At 61.7% G+C, this 12762-nt stretch carries 11 protein-coding genes; 8 read left to right on the top strand and 3 right to left on the bottom strand.

The genetic code is table 11. The annotated features are described in order from the left end of the window. Nucleotides 1–2 precede the first annotated feature (2 nt). The 6 genes from BFN67_RS11960 (at nt 3) to BFN67_RS25070 (ending at nt 6781) form a co-directional block, all read left to right on the top strand. On the top strand, nt 3–1550 hold the full coding sequence (locus BFN67_RS11960) for a xylulokinase (RefSeq protein WP_080919804.1): 1548 nt from the start codon (nt 3–5) through the stop codon (nt 1548–1550). Between the two features lie 64 nt (nt 1551–1614). Next, complete coding sequence (locus tag BFN67_RS11955) at nt 1615–2373, top strand: SDR family NAD(P)-dependent oxidoreductase (protein ID WP_080919803.1); 759 nt, start codon at nt 1615–1617, stop codon at nt 2371–2373. A 363-nt stretch (nt 2374–2736) separates the two neighbouring features. Continuing rightward, nucleotides 2737–3930: a sugar ABC transporter substrate-binding protein gene (locus BFN67_RS11950; protein ID WP_080919802.1), complete on the top strand. Its 1194-nt coding sequence runs from the start codon at nt 2737–2739 to the stop codon at nt 3928–3930. A gap of 112 nt (nt 3931–4042) precedes the next feature. Further along, entirely contained in the window at nt 4043–5527 is a 1485-nt protein-coding gene (locus BFN67_RS11945) for a sugar ABC transporter ATP-binding protein (RefSeq protein WP_080919801.1), read from the top strand. 12 nt (nt 5528–5539) lie between these two features. Then, nucleotides 5540–6604, top strand: coding sequence for an ABC transporter permease (locus tag BFN67_RS11940; protein WP_080919800.1), 1065 nt, complete (start codon nt 5540–5542; stop codon nt 6602–6604). A gap of 51 nt (nt 6605–6655) precedes the next feature. Further along, on the top strand, nt 6656–6781 hold the full coding sequence (locus BFN67_RS25070) for a hypothetical protein (protein ID WP_280951328.1): 126 nt from the start codon (nt 6656–6658) through the stop codon (nt 6779–6781). Between the two features lie 459 nt (nt 6782–7240). Here the strand turns inward: BFN67_RS25070 and repC are convergent, their stop codons facing one another. From repC to repA, 3 genes are all read right to left on the bottom strand, one after another. Then, nucleotides 7241–8449, bottom strand: a complete 1209-nt coding sequence (repC, locus tag BFN67_RS11930; RefSeq protein ID WP_080919799.1) for a plasmid replication protein RepC — start codon at nt 8447–8449, stop codon at nt 7241–7243. A gap of 161 nt (nt 8450–8610) precedes the next feature. Beyond that, complete coding sequence (repB, locus tag BFN67_RS11925; RefSeq protein ID WP_080919798.1) at nt 8611–9636, bottom strand: plasmid partitioning protein RepB; 1026 nt, start codon at nt 9634–9636, stop codon at nt 8611–8613. Then, nucleotides 9633–10814, bottom strand: a complete 1182-nt coding sequence (gene repA / locus BFN67_RS11920; protein ID WP_080919797.1) for a plasmid partitioning protein RepA — start codon at nt 10812–10814, stop codon at nt 9633–9635. The genes repB and repA overlap by 4 nt, the downstream gene beginning before the upstream one ends. Before the next feature lie 1266 nt (nt 10815–12080). On the opposite strand from repA, the gene BFN67_RS11910 reads away from it, so the two are divergent. Then, complete coding sequence (locus BFN67_RS11910; RefSeq protein ID WP_080919795.1) at nt 12081–12419, top strand: type II toxin-antitoxin system RelE/ParE family toxin; 339 nt, start codon at nt 12081–12083, stop codon at nt 12417–12419. Then, on the top strand, nt 12416–12760 hold the full coding sequence (locus BFN67_RS11905) for a helix-turn-helix domain-containing protein (protein ID WP_080919794.1): 345 nt from the start codon (nt 12416–12418) through the stop codon (nt 12758–12760). Before BFN67_RS11910 ends, BFN67_RS11905 begins: the two co-directional genes overlap by 4 nt. Nucleotides 12761–12762: the final 2 nt, after the last annotated feature.

Raw genomic sequence — 12762 nt, 5'->3', positions numbered from 1 at the left:
GGATGCCGCGTTCTGTCGCCGCATTCGATCTCGGCACCGGCGGGATCAAGGGAGCCGTCTTCGACGCGGCGGGCGTTTGCCTCGCCGAACACGTCGTCTCCTACAAGACGCTCTTTCCGGCCCCGTCGCGCCATGAGCAGCGGCCGCAGGACTGGTGGCAGGCTTTTCTCGATTGCTTCGGCGCGCTGCTCGCAAGACCCGAGGTCGATGCCCCGCAGATCTCCGCCATCGCGTTCTCCGGCCACAGCCTCGGCTGCATCCCGCTGGATGAAAACGGCTCTCCTTTGCAGGACGCCGTTCCGATCTGGTCGGACGGCCGCGCCGGCGCGCAGGCGAACGCTTTCTTCACGCGATTCGACCAGGACCGCTGGTACAGGATCACCGGAAACGGCTTTCCCGCGCCGCTTTATACGCTCTTCAAGATCATGTGGCTGCGCGACGAGGCACCGGAGGTTTTTGCGCGCACCCGCACGATCATCGGCACAAAGGATTATATCAACCTGCGCCTGACCGGACGGATCGCGACGGATATTTCCTACGCGTCCGGCTCCGGTTGCTTCGACCTCGCGGCCGGCCATTACTCGGACGAAATCCTTGCCGCTGCCGGCATCGATCCCGCCCTGCTCCCGCCGGTCGTGGCCTCGACGGAAACAATCGGCGCGCTCCGCCCGGAATTTCGCGACCAGTTCGGCCTTGCGGCGGACGTCAAGGTCATTGCGGGCGGCGTCGACAACAGTTGCATGGCGCTGGGCGCCGCGACCTTCGCCGAAGGCGATATCTTCAGTTCCATGGGATCGTCGAGCTGGCTGACCGTTTCCTCGGCACGGCCCCTGCTCGACGACCATGTCCACTCCTATGCGTTCGCTCATGTCGTGCCCGGACAGTTCATCTCCGCCACGTCGATCTTTTCCTCCGGTACCAGCATCGGCTGGATCCGCGACCGCCTGACGCCCGACATCGGGGAAAAGGCCGCCGCCGGCGGCCGCAACGCCTATGAGGCTATGATCGAACTCGCATTGACCTCGCCTCCCGGCGCGCGCGGGCTGCTGTTCGTGCCGACGCTGGCCGGCGGCACGGCGCTGGAAGGCGGCCCCGCCGTGCGCGGCGCGTTCGTCGGGCTGGACCTCCAGCACGAGCGCGCCGACATCCTGCGCGCGGGACTGGAGGGCATAGCGCTGGGCTTACGCGTGGCGCTCGACCAACTGCGCCGCATGACGACGGTCAGCGACGAGATCATCGCCGTCGGCGGCGGCGCGCAGAGCGCTGCATGGCGGCAGATCTTCGCCGACGTCTTCGGCTGCACGATCCTCAAGACACGGGTGGACCAGGAAGCGGCGGCGCTCGGAGCGGCGGCGCTGGCACTGGTCGGCATCGGCCTGTGGGAGGATTTCGAGCCGGTTCGCGCGCTGCACGTGCCGGAAGGACGTGCGCAGCCGCAACCCGCAACCCGCGCCGTCTACGACGCCGCGCTGGCTGCGTATCGGCAAGCGGCGGCGCACCAAAGGGACCTGGCGTCCGCGCTGGAAACGTTGCGCGCGATATCGACCTGAATGCAGCTTCTGCCGGCTACGACCGTCGGGCAGCCATGAGACAATCCAGACCGGGAGGATGACAATGGACGACATCATCAACACCTTCAGCAAGGACCTCTTCAAGGGCAAGTCGGTGCTTGTCACCGGCGGATCGAGCGGTATCGGGCTGGCGATCGCCCAAGGCTTCGCCAGGCTCGGCGGCGACGTGACCGCGCTCGGAAGCTCGGCGAAAAAACTGGAAGCCGCCTCCAGGGACCCGGCCAACGCAGGCATCCGCTTCGAACGGGTCGATGTGCGCGATCCCAAGGCGATCAAGGGCTTCGTCGCCACGCTCGGCAAGCTCGACATATTGGTGAACGGCGCAGGCATTGCCCGTCCGACCGCCGAGTTCGAGGACGAGACCTACACGGAGGTCATGGACGTCAACCTCAACAGCCAGATGCGCTTCGCCATGGCCGCGCTGCCGCTGCTCAAGGCGTCGAAAGGATCCATCATCAACATCGCCTCCATGCTGAGCTACGTCACCGATCCGCTGGTTCCGGCCTACGGCGCGAGCAAGACCGGCGTGCTCGGCCTCACCCGCCATCTCGCCCACGCTTTCGGACCGGACGGCATCCGCGTCAACGCCATCTCGCCGGGCTACCACAAGACCGACATGACCAGGGGCCTGTGGACCGACCCCGAGCCCGCCGCCAAGATCGAACAGCGCTCCGCGCTCAAGCGCTGGGGCACGGTCGACGACCTCGTGGGAACGGCGATCTTCCTGTCGTCGCCGGCGGCGGCCTTCGTCACGGGCACCGACCTTCCCGTCGATGGCGGTTTCGTGGTCGGCGGCTTCTAGAAGCCGCCCCCTGCCATCGGAAGGGTGTCCGGGTACTGCCAATGAGGTAGTTAAACTACAATCTTGAAAGCTGTCGTCTATCGACCGGATTTTGCTTTCGATTCAGGTATACAAACGACGACCGCCTAATTTGCCTTGATTAGCCCATTCTTTCGACAGGCAGCTCGGCAAGCCGGCGAGCGCGGAACCGTGAGCAACTTGTCCGAACAAGATAATCGCCGTCGCGACATTTTTGTAGTTGAATTACAAAACTGCCTTGTTAACATCCCCTCACCGGGGTCTGGAGGAGGCGTTCCGGGATGCGGCTCGGCGGAGCCGCTACAGCAGGTTGTTCGGCCTTAGGCGGCCTTTAGGGAGGAAAGAATGAGAAACGGATTTTCCAGATTCATGGCCTGTGCCGCGCCTGCCGCACTGGCGGCCGGCCTGCTGTCGGCGGCGGCGCTTCCGGCGAATGCTCAGGACCAGAAGCCCATCGACATCACCATCGGCTGGGCGCCGCCGGACATCACCGGCGTGTTCAAGACCGCGACGGACTTCTTCCAAAAATCAGCCGACGACGCCAACAAGCACGGCTTCAACGTCAAGCTCATCACCCGCGCCCAGACCAGCCCGACGGCCTTCGCCGAGCAGGTCGCCAACATCGAGGACATGATCCAGCGCGGCGTCGACGTGATCGCCGTCTCGCCGGCCGAGGTGGCGACCGTGACGCCGGCGCTGAAGCGGGCGCGCGAGGCCGGCATCCCGGTCATCATCGTGAACCTGCTGGAGCCGATCAAGGGCGTCGACGTCAACGCCTATATCGGCTTCGACAATTCGGACGGCGGTCGCGTCAGCGCCAATGCCGTGGCCGACTATTTCGGCGCGCCCGGCGTGCTGGGCGACGGCGACAAGGTCGAGGTCAAGCCAGACACCTATCTCGACCTCGGCTTCTGGAAGGATCTGACGTCGAAGGAAAGCGAGGCCGACCGCGCCAAGATCAAGGCACGCGGCGCCATCATCGAGGGCGTCGCCGGCGGCTTCTATTCCACCGAGCGCCTCAAGGGCTTCCGCGAGGTGTTGAAGGAGTTCCCGGGCATCGAGATCGTCGGCAACCCCTGCGCCGGCGACTGGAACCGCGAGAAGGGCACGCGCTGCGCGGAGGATATCCTGCAGTCCAATCCCGACAAGCTCGACTTCATCTGGGCGGCATCCAACGAGATGGGCCTCGGCGCCATGCTCGCCGCCAACGCGCAGGGCCGGCTGGAAACGGCCGACGACGGCCCCAAGACCGGCGACAAGAAAGTGGCGATCTTCACCAACGACGTGACACCGGAATCGGTCGACCGCATCGCCGAGGGAAAGATCATCGCGGAGACCACCCACGGCTTCGCCGACTGGGGCTGGTTCGGCACCAAGTTCGCGGTGCAGCTCGCCTGCGGCATCGAAACGCCCAAGACCTACGACATCCGTCCGCGCACGGTCTACAAGGTCAACGCGCGCAACTTCTATCCCGAGCCGAAGCTCGAGGCGATCGACTGGGACGGCATCCACGCGAATTGCAAGAAGGCCGAGAAGTAAGCCCGCCGCAACCGGAAGGGCAGCGGGCCTTGCCGCTGCCCTTTGCGCCGATCCACCGGCTCGCTCCGAATCCGCGTCTGGCCCGGGGCGGGCAAATCCTTCGAGACACGCCTTGAGCGAACCCGAAATCCTCCTGAAGCTCGACCAGGTCGAGAAGCGCTTCCCGGGCGTGATCGCCCTCAAATCCATCTCGATGGATCTGCGGGCAGGCGAGGTGCAGGTCCTGCTCGGCGAGAACGGCGCGGGCAAATCCACGCTGATGAAGATTCTCGCGGGCGAATACCGGGCAAGCGCCGGGACGATCACCGTTCGCGGCAAGGAGGTGTCCACGCTGACCCCGGAACTGGCCGGCGAACTCGGCATCGGCCTCGTCCATCAGGAATTGAGCCTCGTTCCCGCTCTCAGCGTCACCGAAAACATCTTCCTCAACCGCCTGCCGTGCGACCCGTTGCGGCGCATCGACTGGCGCAAGGCGCACGACATGGCCCGACGCGCGCTCGACGCGCTCGGCGTGTCGATCGATCCAACCGTCGAGGTGCGCAGGCTGGAAGTCGCGGAACAGCAACTGGTCGAGATCGCCCGCGTTCTCGAGCGCGGCCCACGCATCCTGCTCCTCGACGAACCGACGTCGGCCCTGTCAGACGGCGAGCGGCTGCGCCTGTTCGACGTCATCCGCCGCCTGAAATCGCGCGGCGTCGGCATGATCTACATTTCGCACCATCTGGCCGAAATCCCGATGATCGCCGACCGCGTCACGGTGTTGCGCGACGGCGTCGTGGTGGAGACCCTGCCCGCCGAGAAGGCGGACGAGGATACCGTCGTGCGCATGATGGTGGGCCGCGCGCTGGACGAACAGTTTCCCAAGCAGGCGGCGGCGATCGGCGCGCTGGCGCTCGCGGTCGAGAACCTGGCGTCCGGCGTCTCGCTGAAGGACATTTCCTTCACCCTTCGGCGCGGCGAGATCCTCGGCATCTACGGCCTCATGGGCGCCGGCCAGTCCGAGCTGGCGCCAGCCCTGTTCGGCCTGCAGCCGATCAAGGCCGGCGGCATCGCCGTCGACGGCAAGGCGGTGCATTTCTCCTATTCCTCCGACGCCATTGCGGCCGGGCTCGGGCTGATTTCGCGCGACCGGCGCCAGAGCCTCGTGCCGATGCAGCCGGTCGGTCCCAATCTCAGCCTGTCATGGCTGTCGCGCCGGCGCCTGCTCGCGCCGCTGGACCTGAAACGGGAACGCGAGGAAAGCGGGCGTTACGTCAGGGAACTCAGGGTTCGCCCCTCCTCGCTCACCCACCAGCTCATGTTCTTCAGCGGCGGCAACCAGCAGAAGGTCATCCTCGCGCGCTGGATGTCGTCTGGCGCGCATGTGCTCATCTTCGACGAGCCGACGCGCGGCATCGATGTGGGCGCCAAGGCCGAGGTGTTCGCGCTGATGAGCCGGCTGGTCAACGAGGGCGCGGCGATCCTGATGATCTCGTCCGAACTCAACGAGCTGATCGGCATGGCCGATCGCGTGCTGGTGCTGCACGGCGGCCGCGTTTCGGCCGAACTCGACCGCGACCAGCTTTCCCAGGAAAACCTGCTCCGGCATGCGAGCTGAGGACCCAATCCCATGAGCGAAACGAGCAGCGAACCGACCGTGACAAAGACCTCCTACGAAGCGACCACCGTGGCGCAGTCCGGGAGAGCCCACCTGCGGCATCTGCTGTTCCAGGCAGGCCCGCTGCTCGCCCTGATCCTGCTCATGGCTTACCTCTCCTTCGCCACGTCGAACTTCCTGACGGTCGACAATCTGTCGAACATCGCCCGCCAGAGCGCCTTCGTGGCGATCGTCGCCGTGGGCCAGACCTTCGTCATCCTCACCGGCGGCATCGACCTTTCGGTGGCGGCTATCGCGGCCCTTTCGGCATCGATCACCGCCGTGCTTCTGACGCAGCCGCTCGTCCTGTTCGGCCTCGATTTCGGCTTGCTTCCGCCCGAACTCGCGGTCGCGATCGGGTTGCTTGTCGGCCTCATAGCCGGCGCTTTCAACGGCTGGGTCATCGCGACGTTCAAGATCCCGGACTTCATCGCGACGCTGGGCACGATGACGATCTTCCGGGGCGCGGCTCTTCTCGTCACCAACGGCCTGCCCGTGCCCTCCTTCGACGCGCAGCGGCAGCTTCCCGACACGTTGATCTGGGTCGGCGGAGGAACCCTGTTCGGCTTCCCGGTCAGCGCGCTGCTGGCGCTGCTGTGCGGTCTGATCGCCTGGTACGTGCTGCGCTACACGGTGCTCGGCCGCTCCATCTACGCCGTCGGCGGCAACAGGGAGGCCGCCCGCGTCTCCGGCATCTCCATCGAGCGCACCAAGATCATGACCTACGCGATTTCCGGCCTGCTTGCGGCGATCGCCGGCATCGTCCTGGTCGGACGCCTCAACTCGGCCAATGCGCTCATGGCAGAGGGCGAGGAACTGCGCTCCATCGCCTCGGTGGTCATCGGCGGCACGAACCTGTTCGGCGGCGAAGGCGGCGTCCTCGGCTCCATCGTCGGCGCGGCCATCATCGGCGTGCTGGGCAACGGCCTCAACCTCCTAGACGTGAGTCCCTTCTGGCAGCGCATCGCCCAAGGCTTCGTCATCGTCGTCGTCGTCATCTTCGACCAGTGGCGTCGGCGCAGCATGACGCGCATCTGATATGCTCGGTCTGCACGGAAATGGCCAGATCAAGGACTGGTGCAGCGAACAATGTTCCATGCCGTCGCCAAGATGGAGGAATTCGGCTTCAATATCATCGAGATCTCGAAGCCGAATCCCAAGGCAATGGATATTGCCTTTACCGCGAGCAGGTGGAAGCGGCTCACGAACACCTGATGTTGATTTCCGCCGAGAACTGACTCTGACGCACTTTTGCAGAAGTGCAAGTCCTACGATGCACCGATCAATCGCGCTGCAGCAGATCCAGCTTTGCGCGCCCATACATCTGTTGCTTGATGAGCTTCAGGCGCGTAATCTGGCCCTCGGTTTGCCCATTCGACCACGGTGAGATGATGCGTTTCGAACGGCGTCAATGTCCTTTTCGACGCGCCACCGGCGAAAGAACCTACCAGGTTGTTCTTGGCTGATTCAAGCCAACCGTCGAGCTTAAGGGGAACTATCCGCTGAGCTCTGCGCGCGACGCCATTCGCCAAATGGGCAAAAGCGGCCAATATCCTGAAGGACCTAGCATCCGTCCCAGCATGGATGACCGGACCGAAGTCCGGTCCGGGCGGCATCCTGGCTTGAGAAACGAAACAGCCGGACGGTCTCAACTTGATTTGCCACCGCGGACATCTACCCGGCCGCCCTGTCTGGCGGCGAGCCGTTCGCTTTGAATGCCGCCATCAGCATAGGCCCGACGGTGAACTCCCCTGCCTTCGCCTTCTCGGTAAGCGCCCTCAGATAACCACCAGCCGAATTGATGTGCTGAGCGCGCTGCAGAATGCAGGCAACGACAACCGCCGCGTTTTCCGGGCCCATGACATGGCAGGCGTCTTCGTACGCCGACGGCGAGACGCCGAGATATCCCCTCACCTGGGCAGCCACCGCCATTAAATCTCGCCAACTGGCGATCCCGTCGACCGCATAGTCGATGATTTCCGGGCACGCCTTCAGTACAAATCCCAATGGATAGCCCTTCGGCAGCTCCTGCGGTTCTCGTCTTGGCTCGGCCGCCGCCCCGCTTTTTTCCAAAGCAGGTTCAAATTCAATAAGGGAGTCGGTGTTTGAATCAGAATACTGCCGCTCACTTTGATTGTCATTGCCGATTGAATCTTCGACATTCATGTGTGAATTCAGAAGGATATCCACTTCCTCGCGGATCGCAGCCAAATCGCCGACAATCGGCTCCAGCTCGGCAGCGGCCGCACGGCGCGGGATTGCATCCACAATGGCCCGAAAACGCCTCCAGAGGCCGCCCCAGTCGCCTGGAACGTCTTCCTCGACGGCCGCCTCGATCAGCTTGCTGATGTCTCTGCGGTGCAGCGTAATGCGTTCCCGCATGAGCTTCTGCGCGCGATTGCCGGCACGCACCCGTTCGGCGGCCTCAGAGAACTCGCCGGCGCGCGCCAGCATGGGTGCCAGCGAGAAGCCAAAGGCCTCCTCGAAGGCCCCTCCCCTGCCCTTACGGGCGTATCGTTTGCCGTTCGGGCTGTCCCGACGGATGACCAGGCCGTTCGCGACCAAAGCCGCCAGGTGACGCCGCAGGGTTGGTTCCGACATCCCGTGGGCGCGCAGGATCAACTGCCTGTTGGACGGGAATACGACCAGCCCGTTTTCCTCGCTCAGTTCGTCGTCTGGATAGAACGACAGCAAGGCCGCCAGAACCGCGAGAGCGCGGTCTCCGATGCCGACAACAGATTTTCCTTCGCACAGATCCCGGTAGGCCTGCCACTTGTCGACGGCCTTGCCGTCAGGGATTTCCTGTGAATCGTTTTGCGCTGCCAGTAAGGCAAGCGACATCGGCCGCCGCCCAAAAGGCGTCGTTGCAATGCCCGTTTCCATGTCCTTCCTTCACCCTCTCATTGGGCAAAAGAAACCTGCTCGCCGAATCGACGGTAATGACTCTTGACAGTGATTCGCGGATTTGCGATTCTCGATCCTGCTACAAATACGAGAGAGGCTTCCGCGGTTCGCCGTTCGGGGGCCTTTTTCTTTTGCGGTTTCTAGTCTCCTGTTTGTTTCGATTCAGACAGCCGGAATGCCTGATACAGGTCGTCTAGCTGTTCAGTGATGAACGATGCAAAGCGCAATCCGTCGGTCGACCCAACTGCAAGCGTTGCCGTTTTTCCGTTATCTTTCAGGCGAACGCTGACCGATTTATCTTCAGGAGCCCAAGTATTCTGCTTCGGCTTCTCCTCAACCGATTTCCCGGTTTCCAGGGAAACTCCGTCCTCGGGCAATGCGGAAAACAGCAGGTTGAACCGATCGTCTGAACTGGCTTCGAGAAACTTGCCCCTCTTAATGAAATCTTTGGCCTTGGAGGCGTTTCCCTTGATGACGTAGCGGCGTGCGAAGTCTTCCCATCGTCCCCGCCCGATTGCGGGCGCTGCGCCGATCAACTGGACAACTTCCCCGTCGATCGATGACGCGACCTTGATCATTTCTGAAACATGCGACTTTCCGGTGGCAAGGGACGCGCAGATGGTCTCCCGCTTATAGCCGGCGTTCTGCTGTGCGAGCGCGAAGGAACACTTTTCTATGTAGGAGAGATCTTGCCGGGCACTATTTTCCTCGCCTTGGAAAACGACAGCCTGTTCGTCCGTCAACTCACGGACCGTGGCCTTGAATTTTATCCCGAGCCTCTGTGCCGCGGCCAACCGACGACGGCCGTACACGATCTGGAACGAACCAGGTCGGCCAGGAGCGGGACGGACAAGGCCTGGAACGATCTGTCCTCTTTCCCGCATAGACTCGACGATCTCGGCGATGGCTGCTGCATCATATGCCCCTTCGAAGCGATCATGGATCGTTGAAGGCAAAACGTCATCGGGATCGAGTTCGACGATTTGTTCGCCGTCCTTCAGCAGTCTTTCCGCCAACTCGCTTCTTTCCTGCATCTGACGAACGCCCGCAGCAACCTTCATCAGGTGAGGCGACGTCGAGCGGACAGCGGCTACTGTTTCCGCTTCCTCGGTACCGAGCTGACCGAGAACGGCGGCGAACATGCCTTTGGAATCCTTGCGGCTCATTGTTCGCGCCCCCATGCTGCCGTGATCAGTCCCTCGATCTCCGCATTTGCTGCATTGATGGATTCGATTGCCCGATCATACGTCTTCGGTGCTGAAAAACGGGACCTCTGTACCTCGTACAGGCTCTGTTTCCATGTGAGGGCGTCGGCTACCGCCGTCGACTTGGCCACAGCATTGAGCAATAGGTCGTCTCCGAAAACCTGCCGCATCAAAGCCTGCATGTTGGCTTGCGGATGGTCATTGCCTTCAAACTTGGTGATCAGAAATTTTGCGAAGTCCCAGTGCGCTCCTGATCCGGCCGCGTCCAGAATCTGCATGTACGAAGCCGCCAATTCCAGGAATTTACCCGTGGAATCCACGTCGAGCATGTGGGCTGGAACCGGGATCAACACGGCTGTAGCTGCAGTAAGTGACGAGAGTGTCAGGAAGTTGAGAGAAGGCGCACAATCGAGTAGGACGACGTCGTAGTTGTCAGTCACCTGTTCGAGTGATTGCGAAACCCTGAGCAGAAAGCCTGTGCCGCCAGTTTTCCGCATCTCAAGCGCAACAGCGGTTTCGAACTCTGTCAATTCGAGGCCAGCGCAAATCACGTCGAACCCAGCGATGTGCGTTTTATGAACGACCCGATCCGTCGGTATAGGGTTGTCGTAGCGGATAGCCGAATAGAGCGAATCTCCTTCCCGGTAGTCGAACCCAGGCAACGCGCCGTGTAAGCTGGTCAGCGACGCTTGAGGATCCATGTCCACGGCGAGCACACGATAGCCACGCAATGCAAGCCAGTGCCCGAGGTGGATAGTCGTCGAGGTTTTCGAGGAACCGCCTTTGAAGTTGGTGATCGCGATGACTTGGCATTCCTCACCATCGACGCGGCGAGGATTGATCCATTTCTTACGCCCCTTCTCGGCCAGATGCATACGGAGTTCGAGCACCTGATCAAGTGAGTACAGTCGCTTACCGTTTGTTGTTGTTTCGGGTTCTGGCCCCTGCCCTTTCAAGGACACTTGTCGAATATATGCCTCGGTCACTCCAAGCAGCGCTGCGACTTCCGTCGAGGTGAACTTCCTCATCGTCCGAACGGCGTCCGGCGGATATTGAGCCAATTGCAGATTGTTGAGCGCCTTCTCGAGTTTCGTCGAGAAGGTGTTCATGAATTGCAAACTGCTTAGATGACGCGTCACCCGATTCTCCCTTGTTCCACACCTGTTATTGAGGGGCGATGTGGTAAACAAGCCATTAACGCTGTCGAAACTACGCAGAGATACCGAAATTCGATTATTTACCGTAGCCAGTGTTAGCCCGATTCGGGATTATCCGGCAAATCGGACGGGAGAGACGGGAAGTTCCCAGCTGGGAACTTTGTTGGAGGAGGATCCTGCCTGCAATCAGGACCCTTGCCAGTGATAGTTCCCAGCGGGGAACTTCAACGCCGTTGCATATCAAGGAGAGTCCAAACCACATGCTTATCGATACGATCAAAACTGGGATCGTAACACCGAACTTCGAGGACACCAGACTGTTCGTCCAAGGTCTACTTCGAAATCTAATCGCAGCATCGGCATTCCGACCGGGCTAAGATAGCGACCACACGATCACAGATGCCGTGGCAAAAGGGAAGCCACCTCGCGCTCACAAGATGGCCGTCGGCTCCGGATCACGACGACGGCATCATCAGGCGGGGATTCCATCGAGCCGACGTCAGCCGCCTGGAAGCCGCTGGCCGCAGTATCCGAACAAACTGCCCCTCGCCTCCGCAAACGTCGAATAACTCGAAGTCCCCGTAGCGGGCGCGCTCTTTCATCGACCTGTCGAGGATAAACTCCGACTGAGGTCGCCTCTTTCCCCCATCGTCTGAATCCACCCAGCCACGGGCATATCCAAACCCGTATTCATCATCCTTCCCATCCTTTCGAGCAGCCGCCACCCGGTTAAGGATCTTATCCCGTCGCATACCGAGTAGAGCTATCGGCAATAGCATGGCTCCGGTTGCGACGACCGGGGGACGCCATGGCTTGACCGAAGCCATTGTTTTGGAAATCACTCCACTTCGACCGTCAGGGCACCTTGCCCGATCCAACGGGTTTTCACCGATGACGGACCACGTACTGATTTCTCCGCGTGGTGTTCGTTCAAGCAACCGCTGAAGCTGACTGGTGATTTCAGGCGGGGCCGTTAAGTGCGCCAGGCGGTGGCTCCGCACGACGACGAGCGTCTAGCCGGCGCTGACGCCGTGCTGGCGCCTCTACAGGCGAGGCCGGGATCGCAATGCGCCGGAACCGTGCTGCGTGGACGATCGCCGCGTAGCCCACCGCACGCGGTTCCCTCTCCTGCGCTTCTATTGTTATAGATTTGGACAAAGACTCCGCCGAAGACGTCCCTGTAGCGAGGGTGGCATTGACTCTTCTCGGCGTGATCTCATATATACCCCATTGGGTTATAGGAAGCGCATGCAGACCGTCGCTGAGACACCATTGTTCATCAAGCAGGCGGCGGAGCTATTCAGCGACGACGAACGGAAGGAACTGATCGACTTTCTGGCAGCCAATCCGCAGGTGGGTGACGAGATTCCAGGCGCCGGTGGCGTTCGTAAGATGCGGTTCGGTGCCAAAGGCAAGGGCAAACGCGGCGGCGCGAGGGTCATCTACTATTGGTACAGCGATGACGCACCAATCTACGCGCTGCTGGTATACGCCAAAAATGAGAAGGTTGATCTGAGGCCGGAAGAAGCGAAAGCGGTTGCCGCGTTTGCCAAGGCGATCAAGGCCGCGAATAGGAGCAGGACATGAGCGAGATGACAAAGTTCGGCGCCGATCTGATCCAGGCCATGTCGGAAGCCTTGGCGCATGCACAGGGGAAGGACGTTCCCGGCGTCAAGGTCCACACTGTCGACGTCGGCGCAGTGGACGCAAAGGCGATCCGAAAGAAGCTTGACCTGACTCAGGGCGAGATGGCAACCGTGCTCGGAACCAGCCCTTCCGGCTACAAGAAGTGGGAGCAGGGTACGCGGCAACCAAGCGGTGCCGCCCGGACACTGCTTCGTGTCATGGACCGGGAGCCGGAGGCCGTGCTGCGTGCACTGTCGTCCAATGACGCTGCGGTCGCCAATAACAAGGAAGCTGCGCACTGAGC

Source organism: Manganibacter manganicus, from assembly GCF_002075885.1.
Lineage (GTDB): Bacteria > Pseudomonadota > Alphaproteobacteria > Rhizobiales > Rhizobiaceae > Mesorhizobium > Mesorhizobium manganicum.
The sequence above is the reverse complement of the archived record's forward strand: the minus strand, read 5'-3'. Positions and strand labels throughout refer to the sequence as shown.